13 protein-coding genes and 1 tRNA gene are annotated in these 14384 nt (G+C 57.5%); 11 read left to right on the top strand and 3 right to left on the bottom strand.

Annotation, left to right across the window (positions count from 1 at the left end; translation table 11 throughout):
* Window positions 1-22 precede the first annotated feature (22 nt).
* The 3 genes from AC061P_RS10800 (at window position 23) to AC061P_RS10790 (ending at window position 1625) form a co-directional block, all read left to right on the top strand.
* Window positions 23-1063, top strand: coding sequence for a CHAP domain-containing protein (locus AC061P_RS10800; protein WP_449647287.1), 1041 nt, complete (start codon window positions 23-25; stop codon window positions 1061-1063).
* Between the two features lie 33 nt (window positions 1064-1096).
* A complete protein-coding gene (locus AC061P_RS10795) occupies window positions 1097-1495 on the top strand; it encodes a hypothetical protein (RefSeq protein WP_449647286.1) in 399 nt (132 codons plus the stop codon).
* Window positions 1496-1553: 58 nt separating this feature from the next.
* Window positions 1554-1625, top strand: a tRNA-Arg gene (locus AC061P_RS10790).
* Between the two features lie 626 nt (window positions 1626-2251).
* Here the strand turns inward: AC061P_RS10790 and AC061P_RS10785 are convergent.
* From AC061P_RS10785 to AC061P_RS10775, 3 genes are read right to left on the bottom strand one after another with little or no spacing between them, the layout of a single operon-like run.
* The gene (locus tag AC061P_RS10785) at window positions 2252-4537 is read right to left on the bottom strand and encodes a ricin-type beta-trefoil lectin domain protein (RefSeq protein WP_480391191.1); all 2286 of its coding nucleotides are present in this window, start codon (window positions 4535-4537) and stop codon (window positions 2252-2254) included.
* Window positions 4538-4588: 51 nt separating this feature from the next.
* Window positions 4589-5800, bottom strand: coding sequence for a NosD domain-containing protein (locus AC061P_RS10780; RefSeq protein ID WP_480391190.1), 1212 nt, complete (start codon window positions 5798-5800; stop codon window positions 4589-4591).
* A gap of 41 nt (window positions 5801-5841) precedes the next feature.
* Window positions 5842-6033 (bottom strand): hypothetical protein, encoded by a 192-nt coding sequence (locus AC061P_RS10775; RefSeq protein ID WP_480391189.1) that lies wholly within the window; start codon window positions 6031-6033, stop codon window positions 5842-5844.
* A 252-nt stretch (window positions 6034-6285) separates the two neighbouring features.
* Here AC061P_RS10775 and AC061P_RS10770 point away from each other — a divergent pair, with 252 nt between their 5' ends.
* From AC061P_RS10770 to AC061P_RS10735, 8 genes are all read left to right on the top strand, one after another.
* Window positions 6286-7596 (top strand): ABC transporter substrate-binding protein, encoded by a 1311-nt coding sequence (locus AC061P_RS10770; RefSeq protein ID WP_480391188.1) that lies wholly within the window; start codon window positions 6286-6288, stop codon window positions 7594-7596.
* Between the two features lie 76 nt (window positions 7597-7672).
* Window positions 7673-8560, top strand: coding sequence for a carbohydrate ABC transporter permease (locus AC061P_RS10765; RefSeq protein ID WP_343922828.1), 888 nt, complete (start codon window positions 7673-7675; stop codon window positions 8558-8560).
* Window positions 8557-9396, top strand: coding sequence for a carbohydrate ABC transporter permease (locus AC061P_RS10760; RefSeq protein WP_343922821.1), 840 nt, complete (start codon window positions 8557-8559; stop codon window positions 9394-9396). Before AC061P_RS10765 ends, AC061P_RS10760 begins: the two co-directional genes overlap by 4 nt.
* Before the next feature lie 175 nt (window positions 9397-9571).
* Window positions 9572-10615, top strand: a complete 1044-nt coding sequence (locus AC061P_RS10755; protein ID WP_480391187.1) for a LacI family DNA-binding transcriptional regulator — start codon at window positions 9572-9574, stop codon at window positions 10613-10615.
* 13 nt (window positions 10616-10628) lie between these two features.
* Entirely contained in the window at window positions 10629-11609 is a 981-nt protein-coding gene (locus tag AC061P_RS10750) for a glycosyl hydrolase family 32 (RefSeq protein WP_480391186.1), read from the top strand.
* The gene (locus AC061P_RS10745) at window positions 11606-12520 is read left to right on the top strand and encodes a carbohydrate kinase family protein (protein ID WP_480391185.1); all 915 of its coding nucleotides are present in this window, start codon (window positions 11606-11608) and stop codon (window positions 12518-12520) included. The genes AC061P_RS10750 and AC061P_RS10745 overlap by 4 nt, the downstream gene beginning before the upstream one ends.
* A gap of 23 nt (window positions 12521-12543) precedes the next feature.
* Window positions 12544-13884 (top strand): right-handed parallel beta-helix repeat-containing protein, encoded by a 1341-nt coding sequence (locus tag AC061P_RS10740; protein ID WP_480391184.1) that lies wholly within the window; start codon window positions 12544-12546, stop codon window positions 13882-13884.
* 74 nt (window positions 13885-13958) lie between these two features.
* Window positions 13959-14168 carry a hypothetical protein gene (locus AC061P_RS10735; RefSeq protein WP_480391183.1) on the top strand — a complete coding sequence of 70 codons (210 nt, stop codon included), beginning with the start codon at window positions 13959-13961 and terminating at the stop codon, window positions 14166-14168.
* Window positions 14169-14384: the final 216 nt, after the last annotated feature.

Here is a 14384-nt window from a genome sequence, read left to right as displayed (position 1 = left end):
CTCTTAACTGTTAGGTTTTCGTTTGTCGCGCTTGCCCTCTGATAGCTCGGATGCTCTCGGCGTCCCCGCGGGAGAAGCCGACAGCAATGCACCAGTATTTCTTTCGCGACGCGAAGCGCGTGCTGCCCGTGACGCGGCTGCCGCGAAGCACACGGCGGTAGCAAAATCTCCGAGTGCACAGCCAACAGTGGAAAAGGCGCCGCAGATTTCGGCAGTCATCCAGGCGCCAGCGGTCGTGCCCGAGATTCCGATTGCTCCCGATGCTGTGGTGCGCTCAAACGTTGCTGCGTCCAGCCCCGTAGCGAAAGCTGCGAATCGTGCGGTGGCGCGACCACGTACCGGTTCGCCAAAGCGCGCTCGCCGCAACCCCGTGCGAGCTATGGCGTCAATGGTTGTCATCGGCGGGCTTTTTGCGGTCGCAGGGTTGCCGGCTTACGCAGAGAGTGGCCTCTTTGCTGATGAGGGTTCGGTTGTCGCTTCTGCCGAGGTTTCAGATGCTGCCACGGTAAGCGTCCAGTCGCTTACTGTCAGCGCAGACCTCACTCTTCCTGAGCTGAAGCGCGACCAATTCGAGGCGACCTCGCCTGAAGATTTGGCTCTCATCCGTCAGCAAACCGCACTTGCTTCGGCCAACGCGGTTTACGCAGCATCGGGCGCTCGAGCGTTGGGCGACGATTACCCGTGGGCGACAGCGGGCTACAACCTGTCTCCTCTCAACTACTACTACCGCCAGTGCACCGACTTTGTGGCGTGGCGTCTGAACCGCGATGTCGGTTCGTTCTCGGCACCCTTCCGTTGGGCGTGGGCTGACCTGACTCCGAACGGCGGAAACGCATCGCAGTGGAAGGCCGCTTGGGATGCCCACGGCTGGACAGTCAGCGCCACCCCCGTGGTCGGTTCTGTTGCCTGGTTCGGTTGGGATAACCACGTCGCTTACGTCAAGGCAGTAAATGCCGACGGCACTGTTTTGCTCGAAGAGTACAACTACGTGAACCGCGTCTACAGCCAGCGCACGCTTGCTTCTGTTGATGTTGAGGCGTTCCTTTACCCACCTGGGCAGTAGCATCCGCTTGGAGTGCGCGGTGAATGTGCGCCTATGAACAACACCGAACTCGTTGCCGCCTTTGAGGCTGGCAAGATTTCTCCCGCAGAGTTTTCTCATGAAAACCATGTCCGTGTAGCGTGGGGCCTCGCTCGCCACTACGGCAAGGCTGATGGGCTTGAACTGCTCACTATCGGGATAAAGGCGCTCGCTGTTCGGGCTGGCAAGCCGGATGCGTTCCACGTCACCCTCACGCGAGCCTGGTTCGAGCTCATCTCCTCGGTAGGAGATGTTGATGCGGCGCCTGAGCTGTTCGGTAAGTCGATCATCAAGCATTTCTATTCTGCCGGGCGGATTGCTTCGGGTCGCGAGCAGTGGCTCGAACCAGACCTCAATCCGCTGAAGTGGCCGATCCCTGAGCTCGCTGGCGAGCCGACCAGCGAATCGCACTGAGTCCGGGCCGGTCGCCTTCGGCATCCGAGTGCCTGACTCGACTACACTCGTAGCGCCAGCCTCTGTAGCTCAACGGAAGAGCAACTCCGTCCTAAGGAGCAGGTTGGGGGTTCGAATCCCTCCAGGGGCACAATGTAAAAGTGCTGATCAGCGCCAATATTTATCCGCAATCCCGCGGTTTTTGAATCGCGTGTGCCCACAACTGAGGAGCATTGACAATGGTCTCTGCGGTTTTGCCCACGGTTTGATCACAGTTCATACAAAGTACAGACCCGCGTTGGACGATCGTCGAAGCCCTTTCTGAGGCCGTTGCGTCGAGCGTATGACGACCGGTCGTCGGGCTCGATTTCGAATCACCTGTACCCGCACATACTGGCCCAGACGTGCCTCGATTCCCGCGACGGTGGCGGAATTCCCGTGCGCCGAACCCAATCCAGCAGACTTTCGAACGGAGGGCATGGAGCAGTGTTCGGGCAGTACGCTGGACGAAAAAATTTCGAGGCTACGAAGACCAATTGAAGGCTGAAGAAAAGGCCGAAGTCATTGCCGCTGTCCGTATCCATCGCTCTCATGAGGCCAAACTCGCGAGTGCGATCCTGCTCCGGCATGATAAGGGTGTTCACCATCCTGAAGCTTGCCGCTATCAGGGTGATGCTTCATCGACTAGAACACCTGTCGGTGAGGCTCGTATGGTCTGTGATCTGTGAAGTTGGTCCAAGCTTCGCTGATCACTCCGAAGCTTCTGCACTGCCGACGTCACGCGGGTCCGACCCATGTCTGGTTTGGGCCGCCCACGCAATCCCACACGATGAGCTGTCGCCCGTTGGTCAGATTACCGGAGTCAAGATCCAAGCAACGACCGGCGGCCACGTTGCGGAGTTGTCCGTTCGCGAAACGGCTCCATTGCTGGTTGGCGGCCGTCGGCGAGCACGTGGCCGCGGAGACAAGCGCGCCGTTTCCCAGTGAAGAAGGAGAAAGCTGCATGCAGACTTCCGTGTTGTTGAGCGTTCCGTCTCGCTCAAGACTCCAGATTTGGTTGGCCAACCCGTTGCACGACCATATCTGGACCTCGCCGCTCGCGACATCCAGATCGACGCACGAGTTGGACGTGTTCCAAGCGATGGAGCCGACCGCCGTCGTGTATGTCGGCCCCACCCAACTCTGGTTTCGGCTACCTACGCAGTCGTAGATCTGAAGCTGTCGAGCGTTGCTGAAGTCGGCTTCGGGAACGTCGAGGCACTTGCCAGACGCTAGATTGATCAACGATCCGAAGTTGCCTTGTCGCCATTTCTGATTCGGAGCCCCGGAACATGCTGCGATCGACACAAGTGTCATGTTCACGTTTTGCCCTTGTGGCACTCGCAAGCAGAAGCCGTCGGTTGTGAGCTGACCGTAGCTGTCGAGTGTCCACGTTTGGTTGGCGTTGCCAAGACAATTCCATAGCTGTGCTTTGCCGCTGGCTACATCCCGGTCGATGCACATGTTTTGGTGTCCGGTTGAGGTGATCGCCCCCGCGGGTGCGATTCCTTGAGGCGCAGGTGCCCAGGCGGATGATATAGGGGAGAACTCCAGTGAGGTAAGCGTGACTGAACCTCCGATCGCGTACAGTTCGAGCCCAAGGCTTCCTGCTGACGAATCGAATGAGACGTTGTCGCTGAACACCATTTTTCCGCCATTGCCAAAGACCTCTAGCTGCCCACGGTCAACCAACAGTTGCATTGTCACCTCGTTCGAGATGGGTGGTAGCGACATCCCATAAAGTTGCTGCGTCGCGGTGGTATACGCAACGGTGCGGTCACTCGTTCCGTCATTCCGGGTGTGTAATCGGAATCCGAACTCGGTTGCGGTCGCATCGCTGACGGAGAAGGTGGCGTTTAATTCGTAGGTGTCGGCTGAAATTCCGCTCAACGGATCACTGGCTGGATCGGTAGTTATCGTTCGGCTGCCCCAAGTCTGGGTCGACGTGCGGATTGTTGCGATCTCATCCACTGGGTTGCGTGTTAGACGTATTCCCTCTGGATAGGTCGTCAGTCCAAGTTCAACGGGGAATGATGCGTTCCCAGTCCACGTCACGCCAGCATTGCTCGGCTGCCAGCCTAGCTGGACCACTCGCCCATCGGGAAGTTGGTTGAAGGTTTGTGGGGCGTACCAGACTGATGGTGCAAATGCTGCGTCCGACTTGCCCCACTCCATGTTTTGTGGCGTCGCCCAGTCCGAAGTGAAGTTGCCCGCTGAACTTAGGGAACCGATCACGTACTCGCCGCTTGCGTCTTGTAGCACCCATTTCTGAGATGCTCCGCCATCGACATTAAGCAGGTAAAGATCGGGGCATTCGACGAACCATTCCGCGGTGAAGGTGGAACGGTAAGCCCAGTTCAAAAGGTTTGTTGATGTGTAGAACACTGCCCCGGTTCCCGCGCGGAACGTGACCATCACCCACTGGTTGTTGGCCGCGTCCCACTGAATCTTTGGGTCGCGGCTCTCTTGTAGGTCACTTACTACTTTGGCGCCGCCGTTGTACATTTGGAATGACTTTGCGCCATCGGTGGAGTAGGCGATGCTTACGCCTTCGGTGTTGGTAAACAGTAGTATCGGATCGTCGTTGCCCGTTTTGAGCCCAGTCACATTGTTCACATCGACCCAGCCGGCCCCCGACCAGAGATTGCCGGCATGGACTCCAGGCTCGAGCGCGATTGGCTTTTGCGTCCAATGCACTAGATCGGGACTTGTGGCGTGCCCCCAGTGCATAGTGTCCCAAGTGAGGCCGTGTGGGTTGTGCTGGAAAAAAAGGTGGTAGGTGCCCCGGTAGTAAAGCGGGGCATTGATGTCGTTCATGAAACCACTCTGAGGGCTGAAGTGGAACTGCCCGCGGAACGTTTCGTTGTAGTCAGTTGCCGCGTACGGGGACTCGGGGTAGTCGAGCGGTGAACCCGCCTCTGCAGTGGAAGCCGGCGGCGTTAGCAGCAGTCCGAATGACACCGCTATCGCCGCGGCGGCGGCAATGGCAAATCTGGAGCGAGTGGGGGGCGAATGGCGAGCCATGATTATCTCCTTTGACAATCAAACGGAATCAGAGGGGAGGGGGAGGGGGAGCTACGGTGTCGCGCGGAAACCGTAGGAGGATCCGGCGAGGGCTTGAAACTCGCCTGCGGACCCGCAGTCGAGCACCTTAGTGTTTACAGTGCTGCCGTCGAGCACCACAGTTTTCACGCCTATGTTTGCGATGGTGTGGTTGGTGGCGACGAAGTTGTTTGCTCCTGACTTAACTAAAACGATCGTCGGTGTCGTCCCGAGAGGCTGAACGTACGCAGCAGCCACGTCGAAGCTGAAGTGGTTGCTCGCGACCGTATTGCCGCTGCCGTTGATATGGACCAGACCAAACAAGTCGTCTAAACCATTATTGTTGGCTTGGAATGGCGGAAACGATTCTCGCTGTCGAAGGAAGTGATTCGATGCCACCAAATTGTTCGTGCAGCCGCTTTCGAACTGAATCATTCCCGAATAGAAGGCATGTAGCCGGTTGGCTGTAATGCTGGAGTTTGAGCAGGCTTTGAGATGAACCGAACTCTTACCGCGCGGAAAGATGTTGTTTCCTGAGATCAGCAGACCAAAGTGGTTCTCCGCATAGATGGAGAACCCGACGAACCCGGCTCCGATTAAGTTGTCATTGACCAGGCAGGCTTGCCCTGATCCGATGAGTTCAATGCAATTGCCGCATTCAGCGATGAAGTTTCCAGTGACGGATAGTGCGTCGGCTCCAGTGATAACGAGGCCGCGTTGAAGGTAGACCATCCCCATCCCCGCGATGCGCAACGAGTCTGTGTCGCTCGTTGAGCGGATTCCGATCTTTCCGTTAAGGTAGCTGTTCTGATTGGGGCTGAACGACAGCCCGTCTAGACAGAAGTCGATTAGCTCGATCGAGCTCAGCCTTGGTGAACCTCCACGGTTGATTAAGATCGCCTCAGAGTTGCCGTCGGTGTTCTCGACCTTGATGCGGCTACCGCCCGGCCAGACTTCGAACCAGCTCGCGGTACTCCCGGCGTTGTATCGGATGCTTGATGAAGTGAATCCATGGCCGGAGCCCTTGATTTGCAAATAGCTGATATCGATAACAATTCGGGTCTTGAGCGAGTAGTCGCCCGGCGGGATGTAGACAACTGCTCCAGGCTTGGAAGCTTGGGTCGGTTGGTTCGCCTTGATGTCAGCGATGATGCTGTTCACGACCGCACCGATGTCGGTATAGGCGGTGGTGCCGGGAAGCCCTGGGATAGTCCAAGTAGTTACGTCGTAGATGGTCGAAGGCATAGTGGCCTCTCTGCTGAAATGTGGATGGGGTGGGCAAAAATTTAGAGCACACCAAGCAACGTGCTATGGGTGTGCTCGACTGATGTGGTGGCCGCCGGTGTGGGAGCCGCCGTGGCCGTTTTTTCGTGCGTGGTCAGCCACACAGTAATAGCCGCCGTCGATCCCGCAATAAGGAATCCTCGACGTGACAGCGACATGCTCGCGTGCGCAGGCTCAGGTTCGAATTTGTTCATGGAGCTCCCTCAACATTGAGTGAATTGCAAAAAGGTTTTGGCATTCGTGAGTTGCTCGATAGTAGGGCGGGACCGTCGGCGGGTCAAGACTCGGTGCGCCCTTTTATCTGTTTGGCAATTTTTGGCGTTGACTCCGAAAGGCCCGTAGGGGAAACTCGTGCCAAGACGTTTTGCCAAAACGTTTGATCATCGCTATGGTGATCTCAATCACAGTGCGTAGCAATACTGCTACCAAAGAACGGAGTCGAAGTAATGAAGCTTCGCAATATGCGCGGTACTCGTGCCGCATTACTCGGAACGGCTGTACTGTCGGTCACGGCACTCGCACTCTCGGGGTGTGGCGTCGGTGGCGGAACCAACGGAAGTTCCTCTGACGAACTGACAGTCCTTGTCGAAGGTGGCGGCCTTGCAGAGCTCCAGCCAATCGCCGACTTGTACAAGGAAGAGACTGGAACGACTATCAAGCTCGTTGAACTGCCATACGACGGACTGTATGACCGCATCCAGACGGAACTTGGTTCGGGCAGCGTCTCGTTCGATATTGCCGCGCTTGATGCGATCTGGCTGAGCGCATTCGCGGAGGGTGTCGCACCTCTTGATGACCTGTTCACTGACGATGTCACGTCAGACCTCTTCCCCGGACTTGTGTCAGAGGCGCAAGTGGGAGGCATCTACGTAGGGATGCCGATCTTCACCAACTCCGAGATCCTCTATTACCGCACTGATCTCTTCAACGATGAGAAGAACAAGACAGACTTCGAAGCTGAGTTCGGCTACCCACTCGCCGCGCCGACGACATGGGACCAGTACACCGATGTTGCGAAGTTCTTCACTCGCGACACCGATGATGACGGACAGATTGATCTCTACGGTACAGATGTCAAGGGCGCGGTGGAGACTGAATGGCTTGCGACTGTGTCGCAAGCTGGCGAGACTCAGATGGTGCTTGACCCATCCAGCGGCGATGTGACCATCGACAGTGCTGAGCACCTCGAAGCGCTCGACTTCTATACGAGCCTGCTTCCCTACGCCCCCCCTGGTGCTTCGCAGCTCGACTGGGCAGGAGCGCAGAACCTCTTCTACCAGGGCAATCTGGCGATGATGCGGTTCTGGGGTCACGCATACACGCAGACTCCTGATGATGCCGCCGTCAAGGGAAACATTGGTGCCGCACCAATGATCGCCGGCCCGGGCGGTGTCGCAGGCGTACCGGGTGCCTGGTATCTCTCCGTTCCGACAGCGACCACCAAGCAGCAGGAAGCGAAGGACTTCATTGCCTTCGCCTATGAGAATAACGAGTTGTCAGTGGACACATCGTTGGGACTTGTCTCGCGAATTTCTGCCTTCGAATCGCAGGCTAACGTCGAGGGTCGAGAAAACTACCCAGCAATCCTCGAGACACTCAACTCGCCCGCGACGTTCGCGAGGCCCGCGACGCCGAAATGGCAGGAGATTGTGAACACTGTGCTCACGCCGATGCTCCAGAAGGCTGTTGAACCTGGCGCTGACAACGCTGCCCTGTTGAAAGATGCCAAGATGCAGATCGAAGCAATCATCCAGTAACTCGCACTGCAATCTGGGGCAGTCTGTGTAATTGCGGGCTGCCCCGCCATCCGACTCGTTCAAAGGATTCACTCTCGTGCGCCTCACCGACCGACGGTTCGCCTTGCTACTGATGGCACCGGCCGCCGCTTTTCTCGCAGCATTCGTGCTGTGGCCTCTTATTAGATTCGTCTCCAACGGTTTCTATGAGATCTCGCCCATTTCCGGAGGACCCCGAATCTTTGTGGGGTTCGATAACTTTGCCGCCGCGTTCGCTTCAACGGCGTTCCAGGGCGCAGCATTCCGCACGATCGTCTACACCGTTATCGTCGTTGCCCTTGAGTTTGCAATTGGGTTGGCTGTAGCGCTTATTTTTGCGTCGCTCGGAAGCCGATCCGCGGTATTCCGCACTATCTTTATGTATCCGCTCATGATCGCGCCCGTCGTCGCCGGGCTGCTGTGGCGTTTCCTGCTTATTGACAACTTCGGGATTATCAACGAACTTCTTCGCCAAGCGGGAATCCTCCAAACGAGTAGTCAAATCGGATGGCTAAGCGACCCGAACATTGCATTGTTCTCGGTGGCACTGCCTGACGTCTGGCTTACTACCTCGTTCATTACCCTCGTGCTTTTCGCGGGCCTGCAGAACGTGCCGGGTGACGTAATTGAAGCGGCGAAATTGGATGGTGCTCGCTTTTCCACCATGCTCTTCCGCATCATTATCCCTCTGCTTCGACCTGTAATTGCTGTAGCGCTCATTGTTCGGGGAATTGATGCGGCTCGCGCTTTCGACATCATCCTCATTCAAACCAACGGTGGACCACAGGAGAGCACAACGACGTTGAGCCTTCTGGTCTACCGAACCATGACTCGCTACGGCGACCCTGGCCTCGCGAGTGCTATGGGCACTATCTATCTTGTTGCAATGCTCGTGATTGCCACCGCGGCGATATACGCAATCTGGCGCCCAGGGAGTGACAAATGATTGGCATCGAAACTAACCGACGTTCATCACGGCTGATCCTGTGGAGCGCACTCGCAGTAGTTCTTGTGATCTATGCGTTCCCTTTCCTTTATCTTCTGTTCACTTCGTTCAAGACGCCGCTCGATGCGATCGCTGTGCCGCCCTCTGTGTTGCCCTCGGTCTGGACACTAGAGAACTATGTGACAGCGCTCAGCAAGGACGGGGTAGTTCCGGCGCTGATTAACAGCACCGTGACCGCTGTCTTGAGCACGGCGTTCTCCCTCGTGCTCGCGGTACCCGCGGCCTATGCGATCACACGGTATCGCACACCAAGCGGGCAGGTCTTCGTCATGGCAGCGCTAGTAACACGGATGGTGCCCACGATCGCAGTGGGAGCCCCGCTCATAGAGACGATGCGCGTTCTCGGAATCAGCGACACATCTCTGGGCCTTGCTATCGCGCACACCACCCTCTCGCTTCCCCTCTCGATCTGGCTAATGGCGAGCTTCTTCGAAGCCGTCCCTGGTGAGCTCGAAGAAGCGGCTCGGGTTGATGGAGCATCACGTCTGGGAGCATTGTGGCGAGTCGTAATCCCGGTAGTCTCCGGCGGCCTTGCAGTCACGGCGATCTTCGCCTTCCTTGCGTCATGGAACGAGTTCCTTTTCTCGCTCCTACTCACCTCTGTTCGTGCGCAGACAACGCCTATCGTGATCGCGAACTTCCAAACGCAGTTTGGACTCGACTGGGGAGGGATGACCGCGCTTGCTGCGATCTACTCAATCCCCGTTATCCTGCTCACTCTCGCACTGCAGCGTCATATCGTCGCGGGCCTCACTCTCGGTGCAGTGAAAGGATGAACGGTCGCGCCATGGAACGAAATCAGACCTCCGATGGAATTCTGGAGACTACAAACTCCGCTCAGCGGACTTACTCGGCGCGCACCCGACAAGAAGCCGCTTCAGACCTAATGGTGGCAGCGGCGCTGGTCGCTACGACGAGTGGACTCGCGCATCTAGAGGAAGAAGAAGAACTGTGGCAGTGAGAAATGTCGGGATTCGAGATGTCGCCGAAATGGCTGGAGTTTCGGTTACTACGGTGTCCCACGTCCTGAACGACACCCCTCAAATGCGGGTCGCCGCAGACACACGAGCTCGTGTCCGCGAAGCAGCGAAAACACTTGGCTATGGCCCGAACCGGATGGCGCAAGCGCTCCGAACCAACAGGTCAGGGCTCATCGGCCTGCTGAGCGAAGAGATCGCAACCACTCCTCACGCGGGCAGGATTATTCTTGGCGCCCAGAATGCGGCGCGCGAACATGACCTGACCCTGGTCATCATCAACACTGAGCGCGAATCCGGCGATTCACACAGAGATGACGTTCAGGCGCTGATTGACCGGCAAGTGGATGCCGTCCTCTACGCGACGATGTATCACCGTCAAGTATCCCTCCCTCCAAACCTGAAGGGTCTGCCTGCCGTCCTGATCGACTCGACCGACAAGGCAGGCATTGTGCCGGCAGTAGTGCCTGACGAGGTGGGGGGCGCGATCGCCGCCGTCACGCACCTTGTCGAGGCCGGTCACCGACGCATCGGCTTTCTCAATAACGACGACGATGTGCCGGCTGCGCACGAACGTCTGGTCGGCTACAAGGAGGTGTTGCGACAGCACGACATTCCGATCGATGAACAACTGATCGTTCAAGCACCGTCAGAAACCCTTCCTGGTTACGAGATTGCTCGAGAACTCCTAGCGAGACACGACCGGCCAACCGCCCTTTTCTGTTACAACGATCGGATGGCAATGGGTGCCTACCGGGCCGCGAATGAACTGGGTCTGGACATCCCGCACGACCTCTCGATCGTCGGTTTCGACAACCAGGAACTCATCGCGGCCAACCTGTTCCCTGGCCTGACCACTGTGGCGCTCCCTCACTACGAAATGGGCGCTTGGGCCGTCGACACTCTCGTGCACCTGCTTCACGGAGACGACGAATATAAGCTCCTCGCCGACACCCCCACACGCCTCGACTGCCCACTGGTCATCCGAGGATCAGTCGGCACACCACGAGACAACTGAAAGGTTACATAAAATGCTTCGACTGGCCTCGTCCTGGGTGTGGGACTTCTGGATTGCCGATGATGGCGACCGCTACCATCTCTTCTTTTTAAAGGCGTCCCGAGCTCTCCTTGACCCCGACCGACGGCACTGGCGTGCCACCATCGGACACGCGACTTCCACAGATCTCACGACGTGGATCGAGCACGCCGATGCGGTCATTCCGGATGATTCCCCGGCCTTCGATGACCTCTCAACGTGGACGGGGTCAGTAGTGCGTGGCGACAACGGCAAGTGGCGAATGTTCTATACGGCGGTCAGTCGTGCCGAAGGTGGACTCAACCAACGGATCAGCTCCGTCGTCTCCGACGATCTTTTCACTTGGCGCCGAGAACCCGAGAGACAGATTCTTGAACCGGACGCCCGTTACTATGAAACCGCGGACACGAGAATTTGGCCTGACCAGGCTTGGCGCGACCCGTGGGTATTCCGCGATCGGCGCGACTGGCACATGCTGATCACTGCGCGCGCCAACCACGGCGATCCCGATAACCGCGGAGTCATCGGGCACGCAACCTCACCGGACCTCACCCACTGGACTGTTCAGCCTCCGCTGTCCGAGCCAGGCGCCGGATTTGGACACATCGAAGTGGTTCAGACTGTCGTTGTTGACGGCACGCCAGTGGGAATATTCTCTTGCCTTGCCTCCGAACTGTCGCACGAACGCCATGCGGAAGATCCCGTCGGAGGTATTTGGGCGTTTCCTGCCGACTCTCTGACAGGGCCATTCCATCTGGCAGATGCGTACCGACTCACCGACGAGCGACTTTATGTTGGACGGCTGGTTCAGGATCGTGAGGGACAGTGGCAAATTCTTTCATTCCGCAACGACGACGAAAATGGCGGTTGGGTCGGAGAGATCAGCGACCCGCAGCCTGTTCACTGGGTCGATGGCCGGCTGACGATCGTATTGACGAGCCATTCAGAAATGTTGGAAGAACGAGTTCCGTCGTGAATGGCGGCGCGCTAGTAGTAGGGGAAGCGCTCATCGACGAAGTTGTCGACCTCGGCCGTGTTAGTCGCTATACGGGAGGATCGCCCGCGAACGTGGCGCTCGGACTCTCTCGTCTGAATGTTGCTACTCGTTTGCACTCCGCTATTGGGAACGACGAAGACGGGGAGCTAATCCGAAAGCACCTCGGTGAATCCGGGGTGATTATCACCCCAGATTCCTTGACGAATGCGCCGACATCGAAAGCGATAGCCACCGTCGCAGATGACGGATCGGCAACCTACGAATTTGCGTTGAGCTGGGACCCCGTCAACCTCGGTGAACTCGGGGCACCGAAGGTTATTCACGCAGGTTCGCTAGGGGCGTTCCTCGAGCCGGGTTCTGATGTCACAAACGACATCGTCCGACGAGGCGGTGCAGCGGGAGCGCTGATCACGTTCGATCCGAACGTTCGACCGAGCCTCGTCCGAGACTCACGAAAGTCCCACAAACTTTTCGAGGCGCTCGCCTTCTCCAGCCACATCACAAAACTAAGTGATGAGGACGCCGAGTTCTTCTTCCCGGAAAAATCCGTCAACTATGTACTCGATCTCCTTATTGATGGAGGGGTGACCGTGGCCGGGATCACGCTAGGAAGCAGGGGTGCGTGTCTTGCGAGCGGTGCGAATCGCATTATTATCCCGCCAGTCAAGACGGTAGTCGTGGACACTGTGGGCGCTGGCGATTCTTTTATGGCAGCTCTGATTTGGGCCCTCGTATTCAGAAGCGGTGGCTGGGATGGGCATCCGATTTCCCAGCAACAGCTCGAGGACGTCGGAGGGAAAGCAGCCCTTGCTGCGGCCGTTACAGTCTCCCGGCCCGGCGCTGATCTGCCGAGCCTGGCCGAGATCATTTCGCAACTAGCTGCAGCCTGATTACGCCACAAAGGAGAAAATCTATGTCAAGCGCAAACTACTACGATGTGACTAAGTGGCCCGTCGGTAACCCGGCCGAGGACATCGGCGAGGTGCTTAACAGCATCATCGCTGATATCAAGAGCCGACAGGTAGCCACCGATGAGAACAAAGGCGGAAAGCCGGGCGCGGTGATCTACTTTCCACCTGGGGACTATCACCTCCGCACACAGGTTCTGATCGACATCAGCTTCCTCAGGATCCAGGGCTCGGGTCACGGCTTCACGTCTTCGAGCATCCGGTTCAATACTCCCCAAGACAAGTCTCTCGGCTTGCACGAGTTGTGGCCCGGGGGCAGTCGCATTCTTGTGGAAATTCATCTCGACAAGGATGACGAAGAGTCCGCAGGCGCAGCCTTCTACATTGAGCGCAGTGGGAGCCCGCGGATCAGCGCGGTTGAATTCTCTGATTTCTGCATCGACGGGTTGCATTTCACTCCGGACGGCTCGGACCTGCATCCAGAGAACACCTATATAAACGGCAAAACCGGCATCTATGTCGCGAATGCCAATGACTCGTTCCGCGTCAACGGCATGGGGTTCGTCTACCTCGAGCACGCTCTCACTATCCACAACGCTGACGCGCTTTCCATTCATGACAACTTCATTGCTGAATGTGGCAGTTGCATCGAGCTGCGTGGGTGGGGGCAGGCTTCGAAGATCACTGACAACCTCATCGGAGCAGGCTTCACCGGCCACTCGATCTACGCCGAGAATCATGGCGGGCTGTTGATCACAGCCAACAACATCTTTCCACGGGGGGCGAGTAGCGTCTATCTCAACGGAGTCACGCGTTCAAGCGTCACTAATAACCGCCTGCATTCGTTCTACCCTGGGATGGTGGTTCTCGGAGCGAATAGCTCGGAGAATCTTGTGGCTTCGAATCACTTTCTGCGCGATCTTGAACCTTGGACGCCTTTCTTGGGCGTCGATAACGGCCTAGATGATCTCATTGGGCTCCTTTGTGTCAGCGGTAGCAACAATTCGGTCATCGGTAACCACTTCTCCGAGGTCATCGACTCTGAGAGCATCCGCCCGGCTGGTGCGACGCCGGTCATCATCCGGTTAATGGCGGGGAGCTCCAACTACGTCTCCAGCAATCACATAGTGGCAGTGGACGTTCACGCCGAGTCGAGTAATTCCGCCTTCGAAGCTCAGGTAAACGCTTTGCTGACGACTGAGGCTTCGGACAGCTTGGTCGTTACGGCAGTCAAGGTCGATTCCGAGTCAGTTCGAAATACGATCCTCGATTCTGGAAGCGAGGCCGAAGTTGTCGTCGATACGAAAGTTAATGCGTTTAGGGCCACACCTTCTGTCGGCGCCTAGTGGATTGAGACTGCTCACGGTATCGGTTATGTCTTCACGCGGGGATGCGCCGAATCGCGGGGTCAGGCCAGCTGGTGAGCGCGACGGTTCTGGAGGCGGGCGACCGCCCGGGCTGGAAAGGATGGACTGCCGCGACCGCAGCGCCGTGGAGCGAAGCTTTTTGCGGCATCGAGCAAAAGGGTGGGCTGGCAACACTTCGCGACGAACGCGCTACAGCCTTCCGCTATAGCGCAGCCCTAGGGTCCGTCACAATCTGCGCGGCAAGTCGGCAAGTCGGCCAGTAACGGCGTCTGCGGAAACCATTCCTGGCTGAGCGAACGCCCGGCCGTGACGCGTATGAGGCTCGTCCCTTAGTAAAGCCGTCGCAATGGGAGACCGGGAAAGAGTGGGGGGTGTGAACTGCCGCCGATGTCCTGGTGGGGCACAGATATTTTGTTATGTCTCAGGGCATCGGTAACAGTTCGGGTCTGCTGCACTTGAAGCGAGTTGCCCTCCTGGCG

The organism is Rhodoglobus sp. G.S.4 (assembly GCF_056619605.1).
Note: the sequence above shows the minus strand (reverse complement) of the source record. Positions and strands in the feature narration are given on the sequence as shown.